The sequence below is a fragment of the Streptomyces sp. NPDC107528 genome (assembly GCF_055639295.1).
Genome location: NZ_JBVKAV010000009.1, coordinates 375,074 through 401,243 on the forward strand (window position 1 = coordinate 375,074; position 26,170 = coordinate 401,243).

General features: G+C 70.9%; 28 protein-coding genes. 17 read left to right on the plus strand and 11 right to left on the minus strand.

Features of this window, described 5'->3' with window-relative positions:
• Positions 1–265: 265 nt before the first annotated feature.
• Positions 266–679: an SsgA family sporulation/cell division regulator gene (locus ACZ7L5_RS28850; RefSeq protein ID WP_328883753.1), complete on the plus strand. Its 414-nt coding sequence runs from the start codon at positions 266–268 to the stop codon at positions 677–679.
• A gap of 69 nt (positions 680–748) precedes the next feature.
• On the opposite strand, the gene ACZ7L5_RS28855 is transcribed toward ACZ7L5_RS28850, so the two are convergent.
• Positions 749–1,846 carry a baeRF3 domain-containing protein gene (locus ACZ7L5_RS28855; RefSeq protein WP_471520025.1) on the minus strand — a complete coding sequence of 366 codons (1,098 nt, stop codon included), beginning with the start codon at positions 1,844–1,846 and terminating at the stop codon, positions 749–751.
• A 65-nt stretch (positions 1,847–1,911) separates the two neighbouring features.
• Positions 1,912–3,531 carry an alpha/beta hydrolase gene (locus ACZ7L5_RS28860; RefSeq protein ID WP_471520027.1) on the minus strand — a complete coding sequence of 540 codons (1,620 nt, stop codon included), beginning with the start codon at positions 3,529–3,531 and terminating at the stop codon, positions 1,912–1,914.
• A 271-nt stretch (positions 3,532–3,802) separates the two neighbouring features.
• Here ACZ7L5_RS28860 and ACZ7L5_RS28865 point away from each other — a divergent pair, with 271 nt between their 5' ends.
• The gene (locus ACZ7L5_RS28865; protein WP_471520029.1) at positions 3,803–4,459 is read left to right on the plus strand and encodes a chaplin; all 657 of its coding nucleotides are present in this window, start codon (positions 3,803–3,805) and stop codon (positions 4,457–4,459) included.
• A 203-nt stretch (positions 4,460–4,662) separates the two neighbouring features.
• Entirely contained in the window at positions 4,663–5,517 is an 855-nt protein-coding gene (locus ACZ7L5_RS28870) for a GNAT family N-acetyltransferase (protein ID WP_471520031.1), read from the plus strand.
• Between the two features lie 310 nt (positions 5,518–5,827).
• On the opposite strand, the gene ACZ7L5_RS28875 is transcribed toward ACZ7L5_RS28870, so the two are convergent.
• Positions 5,828–6,313, minus strand: a complete 486-nt coding sequence (locus tag ACZ7L5_RS28875) for a nucleoside deaminase (RefSeq protein WP_471520033.1) — start codon at positions 6,311–6,313, stop codon at positions 5,828–5,830.
• A 144-nt stretch (positions 6,314–6,457) separates the two neighbouring features.
• On the opposite strand from ACZ7L5_RS28875, the gene ACZ7L5_RS28880 reads away from it, so the two are divergent.
• A complete protein-coding gene (locus tag ACZ7L5_RS28880; RefSeq protein ID WP_471520035.1) occupies positions 6,458–7,234 on the plus strand; it encodes a GNAT family N-acetyltransferase in 777 nt (258 codons plus the stop codon).
• Positions 7,235–7,329: 95 nt separating this feature from the next.
• On the opposite strand, the gene ACZ7L5_RS28885 is transcribed toward ACZ7L5_RS28880, so the two are convergent.
• From ACZ7L5_RS28885 to ACZ7L5_RS28895, 3 genes are all read right to left on the minus strand, one after another.
• Positions 7,330–7,593, minus strand: a complete 264-nt coding sequence (locus ACZ7L5_RS28885; RefSeq protein ID WP_471520037.1) for a GlsB/YeaQ/YmgE family stress response membrane protein — start codon at positions 7,591–7,593, stop codon at positions 7,330–7,332.
• Positions 7,594–7,662: 69 nt separating this feature from the next.
• Positions 7,663–8,226, minus strand: coding sequence for an AAA family ATPase (locus ACZ7L5_RS28890; protein WP_471520039.1), 564 nt, complete (start codon positions 8,224–8,226; stop codon positions 7,663–7,665).
• Between the two features lie 57 nt (positions 8,227–8,283).
• The gene (locus ACZ7L5_RS28895; RefSeq protein WP_471520041.1) at positions 8,284–8,883 is read right to left on the minus strand and encodes a hypothetical protein; all 600 of its coding nucleotides are present in this window, start codon (positions 8,881–8,883) and stop codon (positions 8,284–8,286) included.
• 199 nt (positions 8,884–9,082) lie between these two features.
• On the opposite strand from ACZ7L5_RS28895, the gene ACZ7L5_RS28900 reads away from it, so the two are divergent.
• Positions 9,083–9,850, plus strand: coding sequence for an ArsR/SmtB family transcription factor (locus tag ACZ7L5_RS28900; RefSeq protein ID WP_471520043.1), 768 nt, complete (start codon positions 9,083–9,085; stop codon positions 9,848–9,850).
• A gap of 78 nt (positions 9,851–9,928) precedes the next feature.
• Here the strand turns inward: ACZ7L5_RS28900 and ACZ7L5_RS28905 are convergent, their stop codons facing one another.
• Entirely contained in the window at positions 9,929–10,369 is a 441-nt protein-coding gene (locus ACZ7L5_RS28905) for an SPW repeat protein (protein WP_328883763.1), read from the minus strand.
• A gap of 262 nt (positions 10,370–10,631) precedes the next feature.
• On the opposite strand from ACZ7L5_RS28905, the gene ACZ7L5_RS28910 reads away from it, so the two are divergent.
• From ACZ7L5_RS28910 to ACZ7L5_RS28955, 10 genes are all read left to right on the plus strand, one after another.
• Complete coding sequence (locus tag ACZ7L5_RS28910) at positions 10,632–10,985, plus strand: YciI family protein (protein ID WP_471520209.1); 354 nt, start codon at positions 10,632–10,634, stop codon at positions 10,983–10,985.
• Positions 10,985–12,178, plus strand: a complete 1,194-nt coding sequence (locus ACZ7L5_RS28915; protein ID WP_471520045.1) for an RNA polymerase sigma factor — start codon at positions 10,985–10,987, stop codon at positions 12,176–12,178. Before ACZ7L5_RS28910 ends, ACZ7L5_RS28915 begins: the two co-directional genes overlap by 1 nt.
• 137 nt (positions 12,179–12,315) lie before the next feature.
• Positions 12,316–13,086, plus strand: coding sequence for a GntR family transcriptional regulator (locus tag ACZ7L5_RS28920; RefSeq protein ID WP_328883766.1), 771 nt, complete (start codon positions 12,316–12,318; stop codon positions 13,084–13,086).
• Between the two features lie 59 nt (positions 13,087–13,145).
• Complete coding sequence (locus ACZ7L5_RS28925) at positions 13,146–13,373, plus strand: 4Fe-4S dicluster domain-containing protein (RefSeq protein ID WP_031480193.1); 228 nt, start codon at positions 13,146–13,148, stop codon at positions 13,371–13,373.
• Between the two features lie 14 nt (positions 13,374–13,387).
• On the plus strand, positions 13,388–14,743 hold the full coding sequence (locus ACZ7L5_RS28930) for an ABC transporter substrate-binding protein (protein ID WP_471520047.1): 1,356 nt from the start codon (positions 13,388–13,390) through the stop codon (positions 14,741–14,743).
• Entirely contained in the window at positions 14,740–15,600 is an 861-nt protein-coding gene (locus tag ACZ7L5_RS28935; RefSeq protein ID WP_471520049.1) for an ABC transporter permease, read from the plus strand. The genes ACZ7L5_RS28930 and ACZ7L5_RS28935 overlap by 4 nt, the downstream gene beginning before the upstream one ends.
• The gene (locus tag ACZ7L5_RS28940; protein ID WP_471520051.1) at positions 15,597–16,442 is read left to right on the plus strand and encodes an ABC transporter ATP-binding protein; all 846 of its coding nucleotides are present in this window, start codon (positions 15,597–15,599) and stop codon (positions 16,440–16,442) included. The genes ACZ7L5_RS28935 and ACZ7L5_RS28940 overlap by 4 nt, the downstream gene beginning before the upstream one ends.
• Positions 16,443–16,708: 266 nt before the next feature.
• The gene (locus ACZ7L5_RS28945) at positions 16,709–19,480 is read left to right on the plus strand and encodes a fumarate reductase/succinate dehydrogenase flavoprotein subunit (RefSeq protein ID WP_471520053.1); all 2,772 of its coding nucleotides are present in this window, start codon (positions 16,709–16,711) and stop codon (positions 19,478–19,480) included.
• A 245-nt stretch (positions 19,481–19,725) separates the two neighbouring features.
• The gene (locus ACZ7L5_RS28950) at positions 19,726–20,436 is read left to right on the plus strand and encodes a chitinase (protein ID WP_471520055.1); all 711 of its coding nucleotides are present in this window, start codon (positions 19,726–19,728) and stop codon (positions 20,434–20,436) included.
• A gap of 36 nt (positions 20,437–20,472) precedes the next feature.
• Complete coding sequence (locus ACZ7L5_RS28955) at positions 20,473–21,378, plus strand: aldo/keto reductase (RefSeq protein WP_471520057.1); 906 nt, start codon at positions 20,473–20,475, stop codon at positions 21,376–21,378.
• Positions 21,379–21,400: 22 nt separating this feature from the next.
• Here ACZ7L5_RS28955 and sph read toward each other — a convergent pair whose 3' ends face one another.
• Complete coding sequence (gene sph, locus ACZ7L5_RS28960; RefSeq protein WP_471520058.1) at positions 21,401–22,387, minus strand: sphingomyelin phosphodiesterase; 987 nt, start codon at positions 22,385–22,387, stop codon at positions 21,401–21,403.
• 119 nt (positions 22,388–22,506) lie between these two features.
• Positions 22,507–22,965 (minus strand): pyridoxamine 5'-phosphate oxidase family protein, encoded by a 459-nt coding sequence (locus tag ACZ7L5_RS28965; protein WP_471520060.1) that lies wholly within the window; start codon positions 22,963–22,965, stop codon positions 22,507–22,509.
• Positions 22,966–23,121: 156 nt separating this feature from the next.
• Here ACZ7L5_RS28965 and ACZ7L5_RS28970 point away from each other — a divergent pair, with 156 nt between their 5' ends.
• Both ACZ7L5_RS28970 and ACZ7L5_RS28975 read left to right on the plus strand, forming a co-directional pair.
• Entirely contained in the window at positions 23,122–23,508 is a 387-nt protein-coding gene (locus ACZ7L5_RS28970; protein ID WP_471024833.1) for a VOC family protein, read from the plus strand.
• A gap of 127 nt (positions 23,509–23,635) precedes the next feature.
• Positions 23,636–24,706, plus strand: coding sequence for an adenosine deaminase (locus tag ACZ7L5_RS28975; protein ID WP_328883776.1), 1,071 nt, complete (start codon positions 23,636–23,638; stop codon positions 24,704–24,706).
• Between the two features lie 13 nt (positions 24,707–24,719).
• Here the strand turns inward: ACZ7L5_RS28975 and ACZ7L5_RS28980 are convergent, their stop codons facing one another.
• A complete protein-coding gene (locus ACZ7L5_RS28980; protein ID WP_471520062.1) occupies positions 24,720–25,223 on the minus strand; it encodes a mycothiol transferase in 504 nt (167 codons plus the stop codon).
• 25 nt (positions 25,224–25,248) lie between these two features.
• Positions 25,249–26,136 carry a LysR family transcriptional regulator gene (locus ACZ7L5_RS28985; RefSeq protein WP_471520064.1) on the minus strand — a complete coding sequence of 296 codons (888 nt, stop codon included), beginning with the start codon at positions 26,134–26,136 and terminating at the stop codon, positions 25,249–25,251.
• Between the last annotated feature and the right edge of the window lie 34 nt (positions 26,137–26,170).

Consider the following 26,170-nt stretch of genomic DNA (forward strand, 5'->3'; position numbering starts at 1 on the left):
TCGCCGGATGAGTCAAGTCGTAGGCGGCGTACGCCACTTGGTGGTCTGCGCAGGCGATTGTACGGCGGTCATCCGAGTGTTCGACGGTCGCATGTTCTAGGGGTGGAGCGGTGACGGGTACCCCGCGCGGGGTTGCACTCCTCGGCAGTGATGCAGGTCACAAAAATGATGTCCACTTGGACGTAATGCGAAGGGCACTTGCGGGGTCGTAAGAGGACAGCGGCAAAAAACGAGCCCGATCGCCGACCCGCAGGGGAGACCGCCCATGGACATCGCCCTCGAGCAGCCCGCCCACGCCCGTCTGATCACCGGCGACGAGCGCGAACTGTCCGTGCCCGCCAAGCTGCGCTACGCCTCCACGGACCCGCTGGCGGTGTACATCGACTTTCCGGGCGACGTCTCCCTCGACGGTCACGGTGCCACCTGGACCTTTGCGCGCAGCTTGCTGGAGGCGGGGCTGGGCGGGGCCGCGGGGGACGGGGACGTGCACATCTGGCCGTGCGGCGAGGAGCGCACGGTCGTGGAGCTGCACTCGCCCTACGGCATGGCCCTGCTCCAGTTCGACACCGCAGCCCTCAAGCGCTTCCTGCTGCGGACGTACGCGGTGGTCGCCTCCGGCGAGGAGGACCTCGGGGCGGTCGTCGAACGTGGCCTGAGCGCGCTCTTCGGCAGCGTATGAGGTGAGCGCTGCGCGGCAGCGTGCGAGGAGGCGAACGGAGCCGCCGCTGGCTCCTCGCACGCTCCGGCGTCAGTACCGCAGCACGCCCGCGATCCCCTGGGCCTCGCTCAGCGTGCCGTCCGGCACGAAGCGGACCTCGGCGCCGGTCTCCAGGCACTGCTCGACGATCTCGTCCACGATGTCCTCGCGGGCGTCGAGGTCGCCGCTCTCCGCCGGGATCAGATGGTCGCCGCCCTCGCCGCGCACCGTCACGCGGTAGTTCTCCTCTACGGCCAGTAGCCGCACCCGGCCCTCGCGCGCGCTGCGCCACACCTCGTCGACACCGGCGGCGAACGCCTTGCGGCCTAGGGCGGTTTCGAGTTCCCGGGCCAGGGCGTCGGTCCCTCTGCGGTCCTCGGCGGCGATGACCGGCCGGACCGCCTGCCACACCGCCTCGCGGGTGCCGTGCGCGAGCCCGCCGTGGGGGACGTGCACGGCGGACTTGGTGATGCCGCCGATCTCGTCCAACAGGGACAGCGCGGCCGGCTCGCCGGTGACGTACAGCTGTCCCGGGTTGTGCTGCAGGACTTCGCCCAGCGCGGAGTCCGCCTCCTTCAGGAAGTGGCGGGTGTCCTCGTCGCGGAACTTGCTCGGCACGTCGCCGATCCGTTCCTGGCGCTCCGCGTCGAAGTTCTGGATGTCCCGGGTCAGCGGGAAGCCGCCGACTCGGGCCTCGGTGACGCGGTCCAGAGCGCCGTGCCACAGGGTGACGCGGTCCGTGGAGACCGACAGCACCCAGAACGGGCGCTCGGCGGCCTGCGCGGAGACGAGGTTGCGGGTCAGGAAGGTGTCCGAGAGCACCACGCGCTCGGGCACGGTGCGAGCGACCGACCACACCTGGTGCTCGCCCGGAGCGGCAAAGATCACCAGGCCGTCCTCGGCGTGCGTCAGATCGATCTCGGAGAGGGCCTGGTCGAGCTGCCGTTCGACGTCGACCCGGCGCTCGCGGGTGACCGAAGGGTCGGCCTCCAGCTGTTTCTTGGCCTTGGCCACGACATTGCGCAGCCGGACCTGGTCCTGGGCCCGATAGGGCTCCCGGGGATGCGTGGGCGTCAGCACGGACACGGCCGGATAGGGGCGCGGGCGCCGCAGCTCGGTGAGGGTCGTGGGACTGAGTGCGTGCTCCATAACAGCACGATAGGACCGATTCACCGATCGGGCATTAGGGGCAATCCATCACCCCCGCCCGGGATCTACTCCCGGCGCTCCTCGGGCCCGCACGAGCTGCCGTCCGCCGGCAGCGTGCCGTAGAGGAGGAAGGCGTCGACCTTGCGGTGCACGCACTTGGAAGAGGCGTATCCGGTGTGGCCGCTGCCCTTGTTGTCGAGGACCACGGCCGACGAGCCGAGTCGCTTCGCGGTCTCCTCGGTCCAGCGGTACGGCGTCGCCGGGTCGCCGCGGGTGCCCACGAGAAGCATCTTCGGCGTCCGCACGTCCTTCACGTCGTCGCGTATGAAGTCCGTGCCCTTGGGGCGGCCGTAGCACATCAGCACCCCGGTGAGCCGGAACGGGCCGAAGACCGGCGACGCCTGCTCGTACTTTGCTCGGAGGCCGTCGAGACCGTCGACGATCTGCTTGCCGGTGGGGCGGTCGGGGTCGTCCGCGCAGTTGATCGCCATCAGGGCCGCGGGGAGGTTGTCGAGGGGCACGTCCTCCTCGTCGACCAGGCCGCCGTCGGGCTCCTCGGACTCCTCGGGAGCGCCGGTCTCCTCGGGGTCGTCGGTCTCCTCGCGCCGCCAGGGCGAGGCCCCGCCGGACGCGAAGGCCTCGATGGCGTGGGTGTCGCCGTCCTCGACCAGCGAGGCCAGGGCCCGCTCCAGGGAGGGCCACATCTCCTCGCTGTAGAGCGCCTGTCCGATGGCACCGACCAGGTCCTGGCCGGTGAACGGCTCGCCGAACGCCGACGGCACCGGGTTCTCGTCCATCGAGTCGACGAGGCGTACGACCTGCTTGCGGGCCTCGCGCGCGTCCTGCCCGAACGGACAGGCGATGTCCTGCACACACCAGTTGATGAACTCGTCCAGGGCCTGCTGCTGCCCCTTGGCGCTCGCCACGCCCTGTTCGGTCAGCGACTCGGTCAGCGTGTCCACGCCGTCGAGCACGAACCGGCCGACCTTGTCCGGGAACTGGGCGGCGTACACCGAGCCGAGCCGTGTGCCGTAGGAGAAGCCCAGGTAGTTGAGCTTCTTGTCGCCGAGGGCCTGGCGCATCACGTCCATGTCGCGCGAGGCGTTGATCGTGCCTATGTAGGGGAGGACGGGGCCGGAGTGCCGGGCGCACGCGTCGGCCGCCTTCTTCAGGTGGGCGAGGACGGACTCCGGATCGCGGCCGAGTTCGGTGCCGTCCTCGGACATGTCGATGTTCTCCTCGCCGTCTCCGCAGCTGACCGGCGAGGACCTGCCGACGCCGCGCGGATCGAACGTCACGATGTCGTAGCCGTCCGTCAGCTCCATGAACTCCTTGCCGCCGGTGGCGAACTGGGGGATGCCCGCGCCGCCCGGCCCGCCGAAGTTCACCAGTACCGAGCCCTGCTTCTCGCCCGTGGCCCGGTAGCGGGCGAGCGCCAGGTCGAGCGTCCCCGTCTTCGGGCGGGCGTAGTCGAGAGGGACGGTGACCTTGCCGCACTGCATGTCCTTCGGCAGCCCCTCGCCCGGACACTTCCCCCAGGTGACCTTCTGCCGGTAGAACCGCGTGAGGTCGGGTTCGGGGCTGTCCGTGGCCGCCGGCAGGCCCGTGCCGAGCAGGGCCAGGCCGACCGCGCCGGTCACCGCGCAGCGGCGCAGCACGGGCCGCGTAGACAGGTGGGCAAGCATCGATGCCTCCAGGGACGCTCGTCGCGGACCGGTAAACGGCGTCCTGGCTCACGATAGGCGGGCCCCGGAATGCACGCCTCCGGACGTGCGGGACCGCCCGTGCGGGCGTACTCTGTGCACCTTTCGTTGCCGGTGGAAGTTTTTACCGCTAGTTCGACAACCCTGACGCTCGATGGGGTGAATGGCCGATTAGCCATAACTCGGATGGTTCGCCTGCGTTTTATCCGGTGCGGGTGAGTGCCCGCGACCATGTCTGGAAGGCAGGGAACCTATGAGACGGGTTACCCGATACGGTGTGATCGCCGTCGCCGCCTCGGGCGCGATGGCTGTGACGTTCCCGGCGTATGCCGACTCCGCGGCGGATGGTGCCGCGGCCGACTCGCCGGGGCTCCTCTCCGGCAACACCGTTCAGCTGCCGGTGCATGTGCCGGTGAACGTGTGCGGGAACACCGTGAACGTGGTGGGGCTGCTCAATCCGGCCGTCGGCAACACCTGCGTCAATGATGACGGTGGTGGCAAGAAGCGTGCGGCGTCGCACAGCGGGGCTTCGGCCCAAGGCCGCGGAAAGGATTCGCCGGGCATCGCGTCCGGCAACGTCGTGGAGCTCCCGGTTCACCTCCCGGTGAACGTCAGCGGGAACAGCGTGAACGTGGTCGGGGTCGGCAATGCCGCGATCGACAACGAGTCGGTGAACGGTCCCGGCGACCGCCCTTCCGACACCACGAAGCCGGCGCCGAAGCCGGCCCCGCCCCGGGCGCACCAGCCCCGGCCGGCCCCGCCCGCACCCGTCCCGCAGGGGGAGCCCGAGGGCGCCCTCGCCCAGACGGGCGCGGACCAGGCCCTCGCGGCGGCAGCGGCGGGCGGCACGCTCCTCGTAGTGGGCGGAGCCGTGCTGTACCGGCGCTTCCGCCCGCAGGCGGTGAGCTGACCCGCGCCTCGCGCGCGGCAGGAAAGGCCCCACCGACGGGCGGTGGGGCCTTCGTCATGCGTACATCGGTTCGGACGGCCCCCTTCGCGAGGCAACGGCTTGATCATGCCGTGACGTGCTCCCCGAGGATCCGCGAGGATGCTGGGGGCGCGGGCGATCACCCCGCCCGCATCCCACGAACCCGCACGGAACGGAGCACACCCATGACGTCCCCGGCCCCCCAGGACCTCGTGATCACGCAGGCCGGCCCCGCCGACTGGCCGGTCGTCCGCGGATGGGCCGTCGACGAGGGCTGGAACCCGGGGCACGCGGACAGCGAGGCGTTCTTCGCGCAGGACCCCGAGGGCTTCTTCATCGGCCGGATCGACGGCGAGCCCGTCTCGGCGATCTCCGTCGTGAATTACGGAGCCGACTACAGCTTCCTGGGCTGGTACCTGGTCCGCCCCGACGTCCGCGGCCAGGGCCACGGCCTCACCACCTGGAAGACCGCGCTGGCGCACGCGGAGAACCGCACGGTGGGCCTGGACGGCGTCGTCGACCAGCAGGACAACTACCGCCGCTCCGGCTTCGAGCTCGCCCACCGCACCTTCCGCTTCAGCGGAACGGCTCCCGCCGTGGAGGTCCCCGCCGACGTCCGCGCCGTACGGCCCGAGGACCTGGCGGAGATCACCGCGTACGACAGCGCCTGCACCCCCGCCGACCGCCCCCGCTTCCTCGCGCACTGGCTCACCGGCCCGGGACATCACGCCGTCGTCCGCCGCACCGGTGGCCGCGTCACCGGCTACGGCGTGATCCGCCCCGGCCACGACTGCCCGCGCATCGGCCCGCTCTTCGCCGATACTCCCGAGGACGCGCGGGCCCTTTTCGCCGCCCTGACCGCCGACGCGGCCGGCCGCGAGGTCGCCGTCGACGTGCCCGAGACCAACGCGGCGGGCGTCGCTCTCGCCGCGGAGGCAGGCTTCACGCCCTCCTTCGAAACCGCCCGCATGTACACCGGCCCGGTACGGCCCTACGCGCAGGAGCGCGTCTTCGGCGTCACCACGCTGGAACTCGGCTAGCGAGCGCGGGACGCCGGCAGTACCGTCCCCGCGGCCTCCGTGGTCCGGCGGCATCGGGTCGGTGTCGAGGCGGGTGATCGTCGGCTCGCGGGGGGTGGGAGTGTCGAGACTCCGAGACGACGTCTGGGTATGTGCCGGTCAGCGCGGTGTCGACGCCGTCCGGAGGGATGACGGCCCACACGGGCGCGAGGGCGGCCGGAACGGTCCTGTCGAAGATCGTGGGGACCGCGGTCGGCGTGACGTGGGCGGTCATCAAGCGCCGAGCCGGCAGCGGCGCCTCGGCGGTCCGCGCTCAGCCCGGTCGCGGGGCTCAGCCCCGAGGCCCGTGGAAGCGGATGTGCAGTGCGCGGATGTCCTCCGTCAGCTCGCGCACCGGGCCCTCGACGGCCACGCCCGGCGCGACCTCGCGGATCGGAAGCGGTCGGACCGGCGAGGCGGGCACGCCCAACTCGGCCAGCCATCCGGTCAGTTGCTCGGACGAGGCGACGTACACGATGCGTCCCAAACCGACCCAGGCGTGCGCGGCCGCGCACATCGGGCAGTGCTCGCCCGATGTGTACACCGTCGCGGCCGCCCGGTCCTCGGGCGTCATATGGGCGGCGGACCAGCGTGCCAGCTCGAACTCGGGGTGCCGGGTGCGGTCGCCCGAGCCCACTCGGTTGTGGTCCTCGGCGAGCACCGTGCCGTCCGCCCCCACCAGCACCGAGCCGAACGGCTCGTCCCCGGCCTCGAGAGCCTCGGTCGCGAGCGCGACGCAGCGGCGCAGATACGGCAGTTCGGCGTTCTTCACGGCCATGGTGTGCGGGCCTCCTCGCGGCGCGGCTTACCTGCGTTTCCCTACGCACCCCCAGCTTCGCCGACGCGGGGCCGGACGGTGGGGAGGAACGGGCACGGTAACAAAGGTGTTGCCCCGGCAGCTGCCCGGTGATGGGGTCAACCCATGGATCATGCCGCGGTACTCGCCCTCTTCGACCGGGACATGCGTGAAGGCGCACGGCCGGACGGCCCCGACGCACTGGTCGAGCGGGTGGGCGGGGTCGTGCGCCAGGTGTCGTCCGCACACGGCTGGAACGGCATCGTGTGGTCCGGCCTGGGCGACGCGAGCGTCGACGAGGCGATCGCGGAACAGATCGCCCACTTCTCCGGGCTCGGGCGGGAGTTCGAGTGGAAGCTCTACGGCCATGACCTCCCGGCGGACCTCGGACAACGCCTCCGGGACGCCGGCTTCACGTCCCGGCCCGAGGAGACGTTGATGATCGGCGAGGTCGCCGATCTGACCCTGGACGCCGAGCCGCCGGAAGGCATCCGGGTCCTGCCCGTGACCGACCGGGCGGGCGTCGACCTGGTGGCCGAGGTGCACGAGAAGGCCTTCAATACCGACGGCTCCGGGCTCCGGCACCAACTGCTCGGCCGGCTCACGGCCGCCCCCGACACGGTGGTGGCCGTAGTCGCGCTGGCCGGTGACACTCCGGTGAGCGCCGCGCGGATGGAACTCGTGCCGGGGACCCGGTTCGCCGGGCTGTGGGGCGGCGGGACCGTCGAGGGCTGGCGGGGTCGCGGTCTCTATCGCGCACTCGTCGCCCATCGCGCCCGCGCCGCCGCGGACCGCGGCTACCGGTACCTCCAGGTCGACGCCATGAGCACGAGCCGTCCCATCCTGGAACGGCTGGGCTTCGAGCCGCTGACCACCACGACGCCGTACGTGTACACGCCGTAGCGGCGCGGCTCGCCGCGACGGCCTCGCCGCCCCTGCGGGCCGTCGCGGGATTCAGTTGAACGTCACGCCGCCCCTGCGTGTCCTCGGGTACGGCGTCAGCGGCGCGCCTTCGTCCGGTCCAGTGCCGCTACGCCGAGCGCGGCGAGGCCGATCTGGATGAGCCATTCGACCCAGTCGACGCCGTCGGTGTCGCCCACGTCGAGGCCGGCCGCGATGGCCGAACCGATCAGCGCGGCCACGATGCCGACGAGGATTGTCCACAGGACTCCGATGCGCTGACGACCCGGAACCATGAGCCGTCCGAGCACACCGATGATGATGCCGATCACGATGGCACTGATGATGCCCGAGATCTCCATTTCGCCCCTCTTCCTCCTGTCCCCGCACAGGTTGAGTTCCCCCTGAGGGGAGGGACAGTCCCTTCCGGTTCAACCGGTGGCCGACGCCCCTCCAGCCTCCACGTCGGCCCAGCCGGTGACGGTCACCACCTCCGCGGCGATGTCGATCACCGAGCGGCCGTCCGTCACCACGCGCACGACACCCGCGGGCGCCCGCTCCTCGAGCAGCCGTGCCTTGCGTGCACTGTTCCTCGTCTCGTGCTCCAGCTCGGAGCCCAGCTCCCGCCCGGCCAGCCGCTGTTCGGCGGTCTCGTCGGTGGCGGTGAGCAGGACCCGTACGAGCCGTACGCCGTCACCCATGGCCCGCCGGAACATGGCCGCTGCCTCGTCGAGCACGCTCACGGTGTTCGTGTAGACGAGGCGCCGGTGTCCGAGGGCGGCGTAGTTCCCCCACACGGCAGCCAGGTTCCGCGCCGTGATGCCGGCACGGTGCGGGTCGCCCGGCGGCGCCGGATGGAGAGCCCCCATGAAGTCACCGTCGATCACCGCATGCGCGACCTGCGCCGCCCGCAGCCGAGCCGACACCTCCCAGCCGACGGTCGTCTTGCCGACGCCGGCCCTCCCGCCGATGAGCAGTACTTCCGCATGGTCCATGCGGGCAGGGTGCCCGGGTGCCGGGACGGTTGGCGAGGCGTTTTTTGCTCGTCCAGGTCAGTGGTCGTCCAGCCAGGACCTCAACTCGCCGTCCGGCTGCAGAGAGACGTGCAGGCCGTTGTTCTGGCCCTGCGCGGCGTGGCCGTTGGCGACGAGGGTTTCGAGGTGGATGGTGCCGGCGTAGAGGTCGGCCTCGTAGTGGTTGTCCGTCAGCTTGTAGAGCTTCGCCTTCGTGCTGCCGTCCGCCAGCGTCGGCGTGGCGACCAGGACGCGCTTGGTGACCGGCTTGGGCTTCGGCTTGGCCTGCTGGACCCAGGACGTGACCTTGCCGTTCGGGTGGAGGGTGATGTGCAGCCCGTTGTTCTGGGCGTAGGCGGGCCTGCCCTGGGTGTAGAGGGCGCCGTACCGGGAGCCCTTGGCCCAGAGCTCCGCCTCGTAACGGTTCTTGCCGGTCTTGTAGATCTTTGCTCGGCTGACCTTGTCCGCGAGCTTCACCGTCTTCACGTACACGCGCTTGGCTTTGGGTTGCTGGGTGACGGTCCTGGCGGTCGGGGTGGAGGGTGCGTCGACGGCGAGGGCGCCCGCGGCCGAGACCCCCAGCGCGGCGGTGACGCCGGTGGCGATGAGGGCGGTGCGCAGGGTGCGGGGAGCACGCATCAGTGAATCGTCCTTCGGTGGGGTTCGTTCGTACCGACGCCTTCGAAGCTACGGATCCTTCGTCAAGGGATCCCATATGTCCTGTAACAGGCATTCGGCGTCTATCGGTCGAAACGCGCAACGTGTCCCGCCTGCCTCGATTGACATGCAGGTAATTACCTGCATAACGTTGAGTGTGCGATCAGAGGATGACTCCGAGATGGACCAGGTCTTCAAGGCGCTGAGCGACGGAACCCGCAGGCGGCTCCTGGACCGGCTGCACGAGGAGAACGGGCAGACGCTGGGCGAGCTGTGCGAGCGGATCGACATGGCGCGCCAGTCCGTGACCCAGCATCTGGCCGTCCTGGAGGCCGCGAACCTGGTCAGCACGGTGCGGCGGGGGCGGGAAAAGCTGCACTACCTCAATCCGGTCCCGCTCCACGAGATCCAGGAGCGGTGGATCGACAAGTTCGAGAGCCCGCGCCTGCGCGTGCTCGGGGCCGTGAAACGACGAGCCGAGGAAGCCATGACCGACAAGCCCGCGTACGTGTACGTCACCTACATCGAGAGCACCGCCGAAAAGGTCTGGGACGCCCTCACCGACGCCGACCTGACGGCCGCCTACTGGGGTCACAGCAATGTCTCGGACTGGCGGGCCGGTTCCCGTTGGGAACACGTCCGTACGGACGGGTCGGGCGTCGCCGACGTGGTGGGCACCGTGGTGGAGAGCGAGCGACCCGGCCGCCTTGTCACCACCTGGGTGGCGCCCGACGAGGAGGGGCAGGACGACAAGTACTCCCGGGTCACCTTCGACATCCAGCAGCATGGCGAGATCGTCCGTCTCACCGTGACCCACGAGGACCTGCCGGACGAGGGCGCGCGTGCCGACGTGTCGTCCGGCTGGCCGGCGGTGCTGTCCAACCTCAAGTCGCTCCTGGAGACCGGCCATGTCCTGCCCCAGGAACCGTGGTTGATGCCGACCGGTTGAGCGGCGTTGCCCGAAGACGGACGCGCGAAGGCCGGCCGCGGGAGCGGACGGCCTACGTGTCGTGCTCGCGGTGTGCCGCTACGGCCTCGAGGTGCTCTTCGCCGCTGTGCCGGCGCACACCAACCCCAGGATCACGGCCAGCGCGCCGATGATGATGTTGTTCACGATGACACCCGCGTCCGGGCTCTCCCCGACGACCCACGGCGCGATGATCATCCAGACACCCATCGCGCAGAAGGCCCAGCTGAGGCCGTACATGCGTTCCGGGGCCCGGGTGAATCCGAGGGCCAGCAGGCCGATCGCGATACCCATGATCAGGTTGTGGGTCACGAGTGCCGGCTGGCTCGTCGTGTAGTGGAGTATCCAGGGGGATGCCGCGCAGTACAGACCGAGCAGGAACACCGGTCCGTCCACGAGCGCCACATCGCGACCGCCGAGCATGCGGTCGTAGCGGTCCCGCATTTCGGGTACATCGGGGTGGGCTGTTATGTCACCTCTGGTGGGCGAGACGTTGGCCATGACTCGTCTCCTTTGAATCGCAGGCCTGACCGCGTCTGGTGCGGTGTGCGGTAAGCGCCGCCTCATGCCATTCTGCGCTTATTTCTTCTTTATGTGTAGGGCTCGAAGGGTTCATGGCGATGTAAGCGGAGTGGCTCTCCGGAAACTTCTGGCCGGTCTCGGCGTGCGGGGTGTCGATCCGGGCGGGTGCCGTTCGTGTAGGAGGTGAGAGACCGGGAGACCGGGAGACCGGGAGACCACCATGTCGTCCGAGGAGACCGTCATGAAGTACTACCTGCTCAATGTGATGCAGCCCGTCGGAGAGCCGCCCGCCCCGGACGCCCTCGGCGAGATCGAGAAGAACCTCGACACGCTCAACCGCGAGCTGCGCGAGGCCGGCGCCTGGGTGTTCGCCGGGGGACTGTACGGCCCGGAGTCGTCCACCGTGCTGCGGCCCCGCGACGGCGACGTCCTGGTCACCGACGGACCGTACGCCGAGGGCAAGGAGATGCTCGGCGGCATCAGCCTCATCAAGGCGCCCGATCTGGACGGGGCCCTGGAATGGGGCCGCAGGCTGGCGCTGGCGACCACACTGCCGATCGAGGTGCGGCCGTTCATGGGCGAAGCCGAGGACTGATGACGGCCGCGGACGTCGAAGCAGTCTTCCGCGCGGAGTACGGCCGCGCTGTCGCCGTACTCGTCCGCTTCCTCGGCGACATCGACCTCGCCGAGGAAGCGGTCCAGGACGCCTTCGCCACCGCACTGCGGCGCTGGCCGGAGACCGGAGTGCCGCCGAGCCCCGCCGGCTGGATCATCACCACCGCCCGCAACCGCGCCGTCGACCGGCTGCGCCGCGAGGCCACCAGGACCGAACGTCACGCCCAGGCCGCCCTGTTGCACACCGCCGACGCACCTCCCGAGGAGGGCCCCGTGCGCGACGACCGGCTCCGGCTCATCTTCACCTGCTGCCACCCCGCCCTCGCCGTCCAGGCGCAAGTCGCCCTCACCCTGCGTCTGCTGGGCGGGCTCAGTACCGCGCAGATCGCGCGCGCCTTCCTGGTGCCGGAGCCGACGATGGCCCAGCGCCTGGTGCGGGCCAAGGCGAAGATCCGCAACGCCGGCATCCCGTACCGCGTGCCCCGCGACGCCGACCTGCCGGACCGGCTCGCGGGGGTGTTGGCCGTCGTCTACCTGGTCTTCAACCAGGGGTACGAGGGTGACGCGGGCCTGTGCGAGGAAGCCGTTCGCCTCGGTCGTCTGCTGGCCGAACTCATGCCGGACGAGCCCGAGGTGACGGGACTGCTCGCGCTGATGCTCCTCGTCGAGTCCCGCCGGCCCGCCCGGCAGGACGAACGCGGGGAGCTCGTACCGCTGCCGGAACAGGAGCGTGGCCGCTGGGACCGTGAACTGACCGCCGAGGGACAGTCGCTGGTCCGCCGGTGTCTGCGCCTGGGCAGGCCGGGGCCGTACCAGATCCAGGCCGCGATCCAGGCGGTGCACAGCGACGCGCCGACCTCGCAGGCCACGGACTGGTACCAGATCCGGCAGCTCTACGACCACCTGCTGGCCATCGCTCCCAGCCCCGTCGTGGCGCTTAACCGGGCCGTCGCCGTGGCCGAGGTCGACGGCCCGGCTCCGGCCCTCGACCTCGTGGACGCGCTGGATCTCGACGGCTACCACGTCCTGCACGCCGTCCGCGCGGACCTGCTGCGCCGCCTGGGCCGCCACACGGAGGCCGTGCGAGAGTACGAGTCCGCCCTCGCACTGGCGGAGAACCCCGCCGAGCGCGCGTATCTCGAACGCCGCCGTCGAGAACTGGTCCGCAGATGACGGCCGAGCCGGGGCCGTAGTGGCGAAACCGGGCCGGCATCCCAGGAAGCCGCAGGTCAGCGCCCTGGTGAGAGGTACTCAGGTGGCGCAATGATTCGGTAACACCACTGAGCAACAACCGTCGGTATGGTCACCGCATGCCAGCAGAACGAACCCGCGAGCACACCGCGCCGCTCGCCGCAGCCCGCCGCCGGCGGCTGCGTGCCGACCGGGCGCGGCAGCTCGCGGATCTGCTGCGGCACCTGGTGCTGACCGGAGGATTTCCCAGCGGCGTGCTGCCGCACGAGGACGTGCTCGCCACCGACTACCAGGTGTCACGGAACACCGTCCGGCACGCACTGGACCTGCTGCGCGCCGAGCAGCTCGTCGAGCGGCTGCCCGGCGTGGGCACCGTCGTCGTCGCCGAGAAGTACTCGCACGGCCTCGACCGGCTGATGGGACTCGCGGAGACCCTGCGGGAACACGGCCAGGTCAGCAACGAGGTACGCACCATGGGTCCGGTCGCAGCGCCCGCACCCGTGGCCGAGCGACTGCGGCTGCCCACCGGCACCGACGTCCTCTACATCGAGCGGCTGCGCAGGCTGAACGGGCTGCCGCTCTCCCTCGACCTCACCTATCTGCCGCTGGACATCGGCAGTGAGCTGATCGGCGCCGACCTGGAGAACACCGACGTCTTCCGGTTGCTGGAGCAGATCACCGGGCAACCGCTCGGGCACGCGGAGATCACCTTGGAGGCCGTCAACGCCGACGCGCACTCCGCCACCGTCCTGGAGGCACCGCGCGGCACCGCCGTGCTGATGCTGGAGCGCCTCACCCACCTGTGCGACGGCAGGCCCGTGGACCTGGAGTTCATCCGGTTCCGCGGGGACCGGATCGCGATGAGCGGCCTGCTGCGCCGCTCCCTCTGACGACGCGCCATCCGCCACACGTTTCTTTCACCCCTCGCAGTACCTCACTGGAGACAGCCATGCCCTTGGTGCCCCAGCGGGCCGACGTGCCCGTGACCGTCGACGAGTCGAAGTGCATCGACGGCTGCACGCTCTGTGTCGACATGTGTCCGCTGGACTCCCTGGCGATCAACCCCGACAGCGGCAAGGCGTACATGCATGTCGACGAGTGCTGGTACTGCGGCCCTTGTGCCGCCCGCTGCCCCACCGGGGCCGTCACGGTCAACATGCCCTACCTGCTGCGGTGAAAGGCCTTCTCCCGATGAAACGCACGACTCCCGCAGCACTGCTCGCGGCAGCTCTCGTCAGCACACTCGTCACGGGCTGCGGCGGCAATGCGGCAGCCGGCGACGACAAGCACGTCACCGTCACCGTCGGCTACCAGTCCAAGACCATCAACACCGTCACCGCCGGCACCCTGCTGCGCTCGCTCGGATACTTCGAACGCGAACTCGCCGCCCAGGGCAAACGGGACGGCGTCTCCTACAAGGTCCGGTGGCAGGACTACGCCACGGGCGCGCCCATCACCGCGCAGATGACCGCGGGGAAGATCGACATCGGGTCCATGGGCGACTTCCCGCTGCTGATCAACGCCGCCCGCGGCAAACAGCTCAACCGTCCCACGCGGCTCGTCTCGGTCACCGGCTACAACCTGCGCGGCGCCCTCAACACCGTGGTCACGGCGCCGGACTCGAAGCTCGCCTCGCTGGGGGACCTGCGGGGCAAGAACGTGTCCACCAGCATCGGTTCGGCGGCCGACGGGACCCTCGTACGGGCGCTGCGGCGCGCCGGGCTCGATCCGGAGAAGGACATCCGCAAGCTCAACCAGCAGCCGTCGGTGGGCGCTTCGGCACTCCAGGCCGGCAGCACCGACGCCCTCTCGCAGTTCGTGGCCTGGCCCGGGCTGCTCGCCTTCCAGGGCAAGGCGAAGGCGCTGTACGACGGTGCGGAACTGAACCTGCCCACCTTCCACGGGGTGACGGTCCGTGAGGACTTCGCCGAGCAGCGTCCCGCGGTGCTCGACGCTTTCCTCTCCGCGCAGATCGAGGCGACGCGGTACCTGAACGAACACCCCGTCCAGGCCGCCGAGAAGGTTGCCGAGGCCACCGATCTGCCCCCGGAGGTCGTCTACCTCTACAACGGCAGCGGCGGCATCGCCACCTTCGATCCGAGCGTCAAGCCGCAGCTCGTCTCCGCGCTGAAGAAGGACGTGTCGGTGCTGCGCTCGGCGAAACTCGTCGGCGACGTGGACGTGGACGCCTTCGTCGACGACGGCCCGATCAAGCGCGTGTACGGCAAGGAGTACGCCGAGCAGCTCGCCGCCGCCCCCGAGCCCTCGCGCAGCGAGGTGTGGCTCAAGGGCGAGGACAGCACCCATCCCTTCGAGTCGCCCGCCGCACTGCTGAAGTTCGTCGCCGGGCACAAGGACGACGTGCGCGCCGCCTATGTACCGGACGCCACCACCGGCACCCGCTGGTACGCGGACAGGGCGGTCTGGGTCCAGGACGGCAAGGAGCCGCGGCCGTTCGTCACCGCCTCCGCCGCCCGCGCGTACACCCAGGCGCACCCGGGCGCCCGTACGGTCTCCTACGCCACCGCACTGGAGCAGGCGTCATGACCGCGGTGACCGCCCCGCCGGAAAAACCGGGGAAGGCGAGCGAGGTGTCGGCGCGGCCGGCCCCCGCTCGGCGCACGGCCCGGTTCCGACCGGTCGTACGCGTGCTGTCCCTGCTGACGGCGCTCGCGGTGTGGCAGCTGCTCACCACGCTGGACGTCCAACTGTGGCTGCGTTTCGACCAGTTCCCGTCCGTCACCGACGTGGCCCGGGAGTTCGGGCAGCGACTCGCCGACGGCGCGTACTGGCAGGACGTGAGCGACAGCCTGCGCAGGATCGTCACCGGGTTCCTGCTCGCGGCTGTCCTCGGCGTCGCCGCGGGCGCGGCAGTCGGGCGCTCCCGCTGGACCGCGGACCTGATCGGACCGGTCCTGGAGGTGCTGCGGCCCGTCCCGGCGATCGCGCTGGTACCCGTGGCGATTCTGCTCTTCCCCAGCAATGAGCAGGGCATCGTCTTCATCACCTTCACCGCCGCCTTCTTCCCGGTCCTGGTCGCCACCCGGCACGCGGTGCGCGCACTGGCCCCGGTGTGGGAGGAGGCGGTGCTCACCATGGGCGGCGGACGGTGGCGGGTGCTCGCCTCCGTGGTGCTGCCCGGCGCGCTGCCGGGGATCTTCGGCGGACTGTCGGTCGGGATCGGCGTCTCGTGGATCTGCGTGATCTCCGCGGAGATGATCTCCGGCGAGTACGGAATCGGATACCGCACCTGGCAGGACTACACCGTCCTCGACTACCCGGGCGTGTTCACCGGGATCGTCAGCATCGGCATGCTCGGCTGGCTGACCTCCACCGTGGTGGAGCTCCTGGGACGCCGCCTCACGCACTGGCTGCCGCGACGCGAAGGGAGTGCCACGTCATGAGCACGCAATCGGACACCGCCGCCACCGACACAGCCGCCAGCGACACCGCCATCCATACGCCCTCCACGGCTTCGACGGCCTCGCGGGCCGGACTCCCCGCCGCCGGCGCACGGCTCAGCCTCACCGGGGCGGACCTCGGGCGACCCGGTGCCGTCGTACTGCACGGCGTGGACCTCGAAGCCACCCCCGGCGAGATCCTGACGCTCGTCGGCCCGTCCGGCTGCGGGAAGTCGACCCTGCTGCGGACGCTGGCCGGGCTGTTGCCCGCGCTCGCCGGACGGGTCGCCCAGGACGGGCGGCCCGTCAGGGGCCCCGGCGCTGACCGGGCGCTCGTCTTCCAGGAAGACGCGCTGCTGCCGTGGCGCACGGCCCGCTCCAACGTCGAACTGCCGCTGGCCATCAGAGGGCTGGGCCGCGCCGAGCGCAGGGCCAGGGCGGAGGAGTGGCTGGACCGGGTCGGCCTGGCCGACCTGAAGCGGCAGTTGCCGCACCGGCTGTCCGGAGGGCAGCGCCAGCGGGTGCAGCTCGCCCGCGCGCTCGCCGGGCAGCCGCGGGCCGTGCTCATGGACGAACCCTTCGGCGCACTGGACGCCCAGACCCGGGCGGGCATGCAGCAGTTGCTGGTGGAGGTGCTGCGCGGGACCGGCGCCACCGTCGTCTTCGTCACCCACGACGTGGACGAGGCACTGTTCCTCGGCGACCGGGTCGCCCTGCTCGGCGCGGGCGGCCTCACCGGTGTCCGGACGGTACCCCGCCCTCGCGACCGGGGCGCCCGCGACGACCCCGCGACGGTGGCACTGCGCCACGACATCCTGGAGTCCCTCGGCTCACGCGGGTCCTGAGCGGGCGCCGATGTGCAGGTGCACGTCCTGAGTCTCCTCTGTTCCGGCCTGTCCCGAGCGCCCTCGGCTCCCGCATGTTCCGAGCAACCTCCGGCCCGGCACGTCCCGAGCGCCCTCGGTCCCCGCACGTCCCGAGTGACCGTCGGCCCCGCACCCCCGAGGCAACCTCGCCCCCGCGTTCGAGTAGGCCCGGCCCCACGTCCCGAGCACCCGGCTCCCGCGCGTCCCTCTGCTGCGCCCCGTACGTCCTGAAAGGCACCCCTGTCATGACCCGCGCGACCGTGACCGCCACCCTGACGGAGATCCCCTCCCTCGACTCGGCCGAGGAGCTGAGCTGCGACGTCCTGGTGATCGGCGGCGGCACCGCCGGCACCATGGCCGCGCTCACCGCCGCCGGACGCGGTGCGTCCGTGCTGCTGCTGGAGAAGGCGCACGTACGGCACTCCGGAGCGCTGGCCATGGGCATGGACGGCGTCAACAACGCCGTCATCCCCGGCCGTGCCGAACCGGACGACTACGTCGCCGAGATCACCCGCGCCAACGACGGCATCGTCGACCAGTCGACAGTCCGTCAGACGGCCACCCGGGGTTTCGAGATGGTGCAGCGCCTGGAGTCGTACGGGGTGAAGTTCGAGAAGGACGAGCACGGGGAGTACGCGGTCCGCCAGGTGCACCGCTCGGGCTCTTACGTGCTGCCCATGCCCGAGGGCAAGGACGTCAAGAAGGTCCTCTACCGGCAGCTGCGCAGGCGGGAGGTGCGCGAGAAGGTCCGTATCGAGAACCGGCTGATGCCGGTGCGGGTCCTGACCGCCGAGGGCAGGGCGGTCGGCGCCGTCGCGTTCAACACCCGCACCGGTGCCTTCGTGGTCGTGCGGGCGGGTGCGGTGATCCTCGCGACCGGTGCCTGCGGACGCCTCGGTCTGCCCGCGAGCGGCTATCTGTACGGCACGTACGAGAACCCGACCAACGCGGGCGACGGCTACGCGATGGCGTACCACGCGGGCGCCGAGCTCACCGGCATCGAGTGCTTTCAGATCAACCCGCTCATCAAGGACTACAACGGCCCGGCCTGCGCCTACGTCGCCAACCCCTTCGGCGGCTACCAGGTGAACCGGCACGGGCAGCGGTTCGTCGACTCCGACTACTGGTCCGGGCAGATGATGGCCGAGTTCGCCGCCGAGGTGGCCTCCGACCGTGGGCCGGTCTACCTCAAGCTCAGCCATCTGCCGGAGGAGTCGATCTCGGCCCTGGAGTCCATCCTGCACTCCACCGAGCGCCCCACCCGCGGCACCTTCCACTCCGGGCGCGGCCACGACTACCGCACCCACGACGTGGAGATGCACATCTCCGAGATCGGCCTGTGCGGCGGGCACTCCGCCTCGGGTGTACGGGTCGACGACCACGCCCGCACCACCGTCCCCGGCCTGTACGCGGCGGGCGACCTGGCCTGCGTCCCGCACAACTACATGATCGGGGCGTTCGTCTTCGGTGACCTGGCGGGCGAGGACGCGGCCCAGTACACGGCGTACCAGGGCGAGTTGCCGCAGGACCAGCTCGCCGAGGCCCACGAGTTGATCTACCGTCCGCTGCGCAACCCCGACGGTCCGGCTCAGCCCCAGGTCGAGTACAAGCTGCGCCGTTTCGTCAACGACTACGTCGCCCCGCCCAAGAGCGGCGCCCGGCTCTCCCTGGCGCTGGAGCACTTCGAGCGGATGCGGGACGAGATCGCCGAGATGGGGGCACGGACACCGCACGAACTGATGCGCTGCGCCGAGGTCTCGTTCATCCGTGACTGCGCGGAGATGGCGGCCCGGTCGTCCCTCGCCCGCACCGAGTCCCGCTGGGGCCTCTACCACGAGCGCCTCGACCACCCTCAGCGCGACGACACGCAGTGGCTGCACCACCTCGACCTGCGCAAGGGCCTCGCGGGAGCCATGGAGTTCACGGCGCGTCCCGTCGCCCCCTACCTCGTGCCCGTCGACGAGTTCACCCCCACCGGCGGTGCCTCCCGTCACCTGGGCGAGGTGGACCCGCTCCCCACGGCGACGGCGGGACGCCGGGAGGTGGCGCCGGCAGCGGCCATCATTCGACCGGGCGCTGTCGCGCCGTCCGACGGCCCGACGCACGGAGCCTCGGAGTCCAACCGGGAACGGATCCTCGAACTCGTCGCGCTCTCGGAGGAGGAACCCGATCTCCCGGCGCTGGAGCCCTACCTGAAGGACCCGGACGCGGCCGTACGCCTCGCCGCCGTGAAGGCGCTGACGGAGACGGCCCCACCCGGAACGGGCCCCGCGCTGGGTTCCGCGCTGACCGACAGCGACGGACAGGTGCGCGCCGCGGCCGCCTCGTCGCTGCGCGAGCTGGCCGAAGTCCTCATGGCGGAGCCGGAGTTGCGGGCTCCGCTGGTGTCCGCGCTCACCGCGGCGGATCCGACGGCCCGCGCGGCGGCCCTGGACGTGCTGCGCGCCCTGCGCCTGGGTGACGCGGCCCTGTTCGCGGGGCACCTGGCCGACCCGGACACCGAGGTGCGCCTGGCCGCAGTACGCGCCCTGGTCTCAGTGGACGCGGTCGATGCCCTGTCGGAGGCGGCCGGCGACCCCGCGCGTGAGGTACGGGTCGCCGTGGCGCGTGGGTTCGCCGCCGTGGCCGCGCACATCGCGCGTGCGCGGCAAGGTACGCCGTCCGCCCTGCACGGCCTGCTCCAGGACCCCGACGCCCTTGTCCGTGCCGCTGCCCTTGAGTCCCTGGGCGTCCTCGGCATCCCGGACGGACTCCTCGCCGCCGTGACAGCGGCGCTCACCGACCCGGCCTGGCAGGTCCGCGCGGGCGCCGCGAAGGCCCTCGGCGGGGCGGCGCCGGAAGACGGTGTACCCGCCCTCGCCGAACTGCTGCGCGACACCGACGCCGATGTGCGCAAGGCCGCGGTTCTCAGCCTGCTGCGGCACGCCGCACACGCCGACGCCCGTACGGCACTGGCCACGGCGGTGGACGACCCGGACGCCGACGTCAGGGCGTACGCGGGCCGAGCGGCGCGGTGATCCTGCGTCCGCCTCCCGCTCCTGGCCGCCCGGACTCCCTTGGCCCCTACCCCGGTTGATTGGTCTACACCTTATTTGGTCTACACCCTTGACTGGTACATACCAAAGCGATTGAGTGTGTCTCCACACCCCCCACCACGGCCGCCCCCACGCCGTGGCCGACCCCGTCGGCGCGTGCGCTCAAGGCTCTGCTTCGCCCGGGCCCTTGTCCGGGTGCGGCCGTGCTCCGCAAAGGAGTTGATCCTGTGTCGAGGCGCCGCATAGCCGCACTGCTGTCCTCACTCGCCCTGGGCAGCGCCGCGCTGCTGTTCCAGCCGGCCCCGAGCGCGTCCGCCGCCGGGTTCGTCGTGAGTGAGTCGCAGTTCAACCAGATGTTCCCGAACCGGAATTCGTTCTACACGTACAGCGGCCTGACCGCCGCGCTCAGTGCCTACCCGGGCTTCGCCAACACCGGCAGCGACACGGTGAAGAAGCAGGAGGCCGCCGCGTTCCTCGCCAACGTCAACCACGAGACCGGCGGCCTCGTCCACGTCGTGGAGCAGAACACCGCCAACTACCCCCACTACTGCGACCGGAGCCAGCCGTACGGCTGTCCCGCGGGCCAGGACGCCTACTACGGCCGCGGTCCCATCCAGCTCAGCTGGAACTTCAACTACAAGGCCGCCGGTGACGCGCTCGGCATCGACCTGCTGAACAACCCCTGGCGGGTGCAGAACGAGTCGGCCGTCGCCTGGAAGACCGGCCTGTGGTACTGGAACACCCAGTCCGGCCCCGGCACCATGACCCCCCACAACGCCATGGTGAACCAGGCCGGCTTCGGCCAGACGATCCGCAGCATCAACGGCTCCCTGGAGTGCGACGGCAAGAACCCGGCGCAGGTCCAGAGCCGAGTCGACGCCTACAACCGGTTCACCTCGATCCTCGGCGTCACACCGGGCGGCAACCTCTACTGCTGACGCTCCGGCGCCCGAGGCGTGTGCGACACTCCGCCGATGACCTCGGAGACGATCACCGCGCGCGCCGCGGGCACCTGGAAACTCGGCGACCTGTCCGTGAGCCGCGTCGGCTTCGGCGCGATGCGGCTGACGGGCAGCGCCGCCTTCCACCACGGGACGCCCAGCGCCCGGCAGCGCTCGACCGCCGTACTGCGCAAGGCGGTCGAGCTGGGCGTCGACCACATCGACACGGCGGCCTTCTACTTCTCCGCCCTGCGCTCGGCCAACGAACTCATCAACACCGCGCTGGCGCCGTACCCCGACGACCTGGTCATCGCGACCAAGGTCGGACCGTTCCGGGACTGCACGGGGGAGTGGGGCACCTCGGCCCGCCCCGACCAGCTGCGCGGCCACGTCGAGGAGAACCTGCGCCAGCTCGGCCGCGACCACCTGGACGTCGTGTACCTGCGCCGCATGGGGCAGGAGTCCATCGCCGAGCACTTCGGCGCGCTGGCCGAACTGCGCGAGGCGGGCCTGATCAGGCACCTCGGCGTCTCCGCCGTGGAGCCACGGCACCTCGCCGAGGCGCAGGCCATCGCGCCCGTGGTCAGTGTGCAGAACCGGTACGCGCTCGACCGGCCGGACCCCGAGGCCGACGAACTCCTGCGCCTGTGCGGCGAGCAGGGCGTCGCCTTCGTGCCGTTCTACGCCGTCGCGGGCGACACCGGGGAGCGGGGCGCGACCGGCGCCCACGACGACGAAGTGCTCGCCGTGGCGCAGGCGCATGGGGCAAGCCCCGCCCAGGTGCGTATCGCCTGGACCCTGCACCAGGGCCCGCACGTCCTCGCAATCCCCGGCACCGGCAACCCCGACCATCTCGCCGAGAACGTGGCCGCGGGAGCCCTTCGCCTCACCGACGACGACCTGGCCCGGCTCAACACGGCGCGACAGCAGGCCGGTTGAGCCGGAGCCTGCACGGCATTGCTCAGCCGGCGAACCCGGTCACCGGATAGTGGTCGGACAGGTTCGTGTACGTGTAGTCGGTGCCCCAGCTCGACACGGTCCAGGGCGCGCTCTGCTCCTTGACCACGTCGTTTTTCCAGACAGTGGGACGGGCGTGACCCGCGCGGTGCAGGACGTGGTCCAGGTCCTCGCGCGGGTCGTCGGGGTAGCGGTCGCGGGCTATGGAGTTCTCCGCCGTGTCGAAGGAGTACGGGTGCCCGGTCCGCGCGTCGGCCCCGACCAGCCCGCCGTCGGCGAGCATCGAGCCGTACTCGGACGTGTGCGAGTCGACGTTCATGTCGCCGGCGACCAGAACCTGCTCGCTCGCGGGGATGCTCTTGGCGTCGAGGAAGGCGTCGATCGCCTTGAACTGCCGGCTGCGCATCGCCGCTGCCTCACCGGCGTCGCAGCCCGGGTCGGTCGACTGCGCGTGCGTGCCCACGACGTGCACCCTGGTGCCGTTCACGTTCAGCACCACGTACGCGAAGCCCTTGTTGGACCACCAGTCCGACCCGCACGCGTCCTTGTACACGTACTGCTCCTTGCGCAGCACCGGCCACTTGCTCAGAATCGCGACCCCGCCGTCCTCGGGCGTGGTCGCCGAGTACGCGCCACCGGTCGCGTCCCAGCCGCTCTTGCTGCGCCCGACCACCGGCGTCTGGTACGGGTAGCGGCCGGCGAGGGAGCTCTTCAGCGCGTCCGAGGAGGAGTTGTCGAACATCTCCTGGAACACCACGACGTCGTTGCCCTGCACGAACGGCGCCTTGGCGATCTCGGCGGCCCGGTGGTCCTGGCCCCAGTTCGGGTACAGGGTCTTGCTGAAGAGGAAGACGTTGTACGACAGCACCTTGAGCGGCGGCGCCTGCTCGGCGGCCGACGCGGCGGGCGCCGAGCAGGCAAGACCGGCACCGGCGAGCGAGAGCGCGAGCACGACCGAGCCCTGTGCGCGGCGGTGTGCGGAGAGCGTCACTGGATCTCCCTGTGGTTGAAGGGGGTTGCGTGGCGCCGCACATCAAACCATCAGGAGTTACTCCCAGGTAACACTTGTGCGGGAAATGGATGGCGTAGGGACGTACGCGCGAAACTTGTTCAGACAAGCCACATTCCGTTTCGCATGAGATGCCGCTGCGGCAGTTCATGCTGCTCGTGCCACGCCTGCACCGCGCACGGCCGCACTCGGTAATAGGCATACGTCGCGGAGTCGTTCCGCGGATCCCAGCCCGTTTTCGCGCGGAACGCCTCGGCGGCCGCGGCCGGCACCGCGTCGATGTCGTGGACCTCCACCTCGCCGTCGATGAGCACGACGTCCCGGGTGTCCCCGAAGGCGAGGCGGGTCCGACGGCCGGTGCGGAGGTTGCGCCCGGTGGGGTTGCCGGGGCGGGTGGCCATCCAGAGCGCCTCGCCGTCCCAGACGAACCACAGGGCGACCAGACACGGCACCCCGTCACCGTCCGCCGACGCCACCCAGATGTCCGTCTCCCGATCCAGCCGCTCCAGAACGTCCTGCTTGCGGCGCTCGGGGCTGCGCGCCCCCTCCGTGATCGTCATTCCCGGAACGCTAGCCGCCGACCGCCTGCCGCACCTCGGGCGGCGGGCGTAGGACTGCGGTCCCGGTCGGGACCGGCGCCGGTCAAGGTCGGGACTGGCGCGGACGACGTTTTACGTATAACCTCTCCCGTCAATCGCACCTCCAGGAAGGCCCCGATGAGACACATCGCCCTGGTCACCCTCGTCGTCGACGACTACGACGAGGCGATCCGCTTCTACACCGACGCCCTCGGGTTCCGGCTGGTCGAGGACGCCCCGCGCCCCAACGGCTCGCGCTGGGTGGTCGTGGCGGCGGGCGATCAGGGCACCGCACTGCTGCTGGCCCGCGCCAAGGGTGACGAGCAGCGGGCCCGGGTCGGCGACCAGACAGGCGGGCGCGTCGGGTTCTTCCTGCACACCGACGACTTCGCCCGCGACCATGCCCGCATGCTCGCCGCGGGCGTGACCTTCCTGGAGGAGCCCCGGCACGAGTCCTACGGCTCGGTCGCCGTCTTCCAGGACCTCTACGGCAACCGCTGGGACCTGCTCCAGCCCGCCGGCTGATCCACCTCCCGGCCGATCCCTCTCCGGCTGATCCACCTCCTGGCCGATCCCTCTCCGGCTGATCCGCCTCCTGGCCGGCGGCCTCCGCCCGCCGCTTCGAACCGCCCGCTCAAGGAAAGACTCCGCCATGACCGCTACGCGCGTAGACACCGACGTCATCCGTCACCTCCCCAAGGCCGTACTGCACGACCACCTCGACGGCGGCCTGCGCCCCGCCACCGTGGTGGAGCTCGCGGAGTCGGTCGGCCACACCCTGCCGACCACCGACCCGGACGAGCTCGCCGCCTGGTACTTCGAGGCCGCGAACTCCGGCGATCTGGTCCGCTACATCGCCACCTTCGAGCACACCCTCGCCGTGATGCAGTCCCGCGAAGGGCTGCTGCGCACCGCCGAGGAGTACGTCCTCGACCTGGCCGCGGACGGCGTCGTCTACGGCGAGGTGCGCTACGCCCCCGAGCTCAACACCAATGGCGGGCTGACCCTCGCCGAGGTCGTCGAGACCGTCCAGGAGGGCCTCGCCGCGGGCATGGCCAAGGCCGCGGCCGCCGGCACTCCGGTGCGCGTCGGCACCCTGCTGTGCGGGATGCGGATGTTCGACCGGGTGCGCGAGGCGGCCGACCTGGCCGTCGCCTTCCGGGACGCCGGTGTCGTCGGCTTCGACATCGCCGGCGCCGAGGCGGGCTTCCCCGCCGCCGACCACGTCGACGCCTTCGATCACCTGCGCCGCGAGAGCGTGCCCTTCACCATCCACGCCGGTGAGGCCGACGGCCTGTCCAGCATCCACCAGGCCCTCCAGGTCTGCGGGGCCCAGCGCATCGGGCACGGCGTGCGCATCACCGACGACATCGTGGACGGCAAGCTCGGCCGCCTCGCCGGCTGGGTGCGCGACCGCCGTATCGCGCTGGAGATGTGCCCGACCTCCAACCTCCAGACCGGCGCCGCCACATCCATAGCCGAGCACCCGATCACCGCGCTGAAGGACCTCGGCTTCCGCGTCACCCTCAACACCGACAACCGTCTGGTGTCCGGTACGACGATGACGCGCGAGATGTCCCTGCTGGTCGAGCAGGCCGGGTGGACGGTCGAGGACCTGCGCACGGTCACCGTGAACGCTCTGAAGAGCGCGTTCATCCCGTTCGACGAGCGCAAGGCCCTCATCGAGGACGTCGTGCTGCCGGGCTACGCGGCCGCGCTGTGAAGCGGTTCGCGGTCTAGGACACCAGCCCGCGGACGTAGGCGGCCTGTCCGACGTGCTGGAGATCGTCGGACAGGACGCTGACCAAGCGCGCGCCCAGGGTGACCGGCGGATCCCAGCGTTCGTCCACGATGCGCTCCAGATCCTTGGCGGCCACCTCCCGCAGCGCCCCCAGGGTCTGGGCGTGCACGGCGTCGTAGTAGCCGGTCAGCAGGTCACCGGAGTCGACCCGTACCTTGGCGACCTTCGCCGAGGTGTGGCCGTAGCCGGTGTCGTGACGCGGCAGGTCGAGCCCGAAGGTCTTCTGGAAGTCCTGGGTCAGCCACACCTGGTCGAGGCCGAAGGCGTCGGCGATGTGGTCGTCCTGGACCCGGGTGAGATGCCAGATCAGCCAGGCGACGGTGTTGGCGTCGGGGGACGGGCGGGCGTGCAGGCCGTCGGGGTCGAGGCCCTCGACGGCGGCATGGACTTCTTCCTGGATGCGGTCGTACCCGTCGATGAGGATGTCCTTCGCATGCATGGCTCCACCATCGCGCACCCGTCCGTCATGCGCCCTCTGTTTCCAGCAGCGCCATGAGGGCCCGGGCCGCGGGGCTGGTGGCCTGCGCGGGCGGCAACAGGGCGACCGTCTCGTAGACGGTCTCGCCGGTGCCCTTCACGGGCAGCGCCGTCAGTGAGCGCCGCTTGTCCCGGAAGTGGCGCGGCACGACGGCGATGCCGAGGTCCTCGTCCACCAGGTCGAGCAGGCTGTGCACGTCATTGACCTCCAGGGCGACGGTCCGGCGCACGCCCGCGGCTGCGAAGACGGCGTCGGTGGTGCGGCGCGGCCCCCAGTCCGGGTGGAAGTCGACGAAGACCTCGCCGCCCAGCTCCTCCGGAGTGACGGCGGCGCCGGCGGTCGCGAGCCGGTGGCTCGGATGGCACAGGACGGTCATCGGCTCGCCGGTCAGCGGTACGACCCGCAGCTGGTCGGTGTCCTCCTGTGCGGTCCGGACGGCGAAGGCCAGATCGAGGCGTCCGGCCCCGACCTCCTCCGCGAGAGCGCCCGAGCCCGCCTGGCGCAGGCAGATCTCCACGTCCGGATGCGCCCGCCGGAAGGCTGCCAGCAGCCCTGCCACATGCACCCCGGCGATGCACTGCTCGGACCCGAGCGCCAGCATCCCGCGCAGCACGCCCTGCACCGCCGCCACCGCCTCATGGGCGGCCCGGACCTGGGCGAGGATCCGTTCCGCCTCGCACAGCAGTGCCCGGCCGGCAGGGGTGAGCGTCACCCGGCGGGTCGTCCGCACGAACAGCGGGGTCTGCAACTCCCGTTCCAGGGCGCGGATCGAGGCCGACAGGCCCGACTGGGACACCAGGAGGCGCTCGGCCGCCCGGGTGAAGTGCTGGTCCTCGGCGACCGCCACGAAATGCTGGAGATGGCGCAGTTCCATGATTGAGCAGCGTAGCCGCTGAATCCCATCTGAT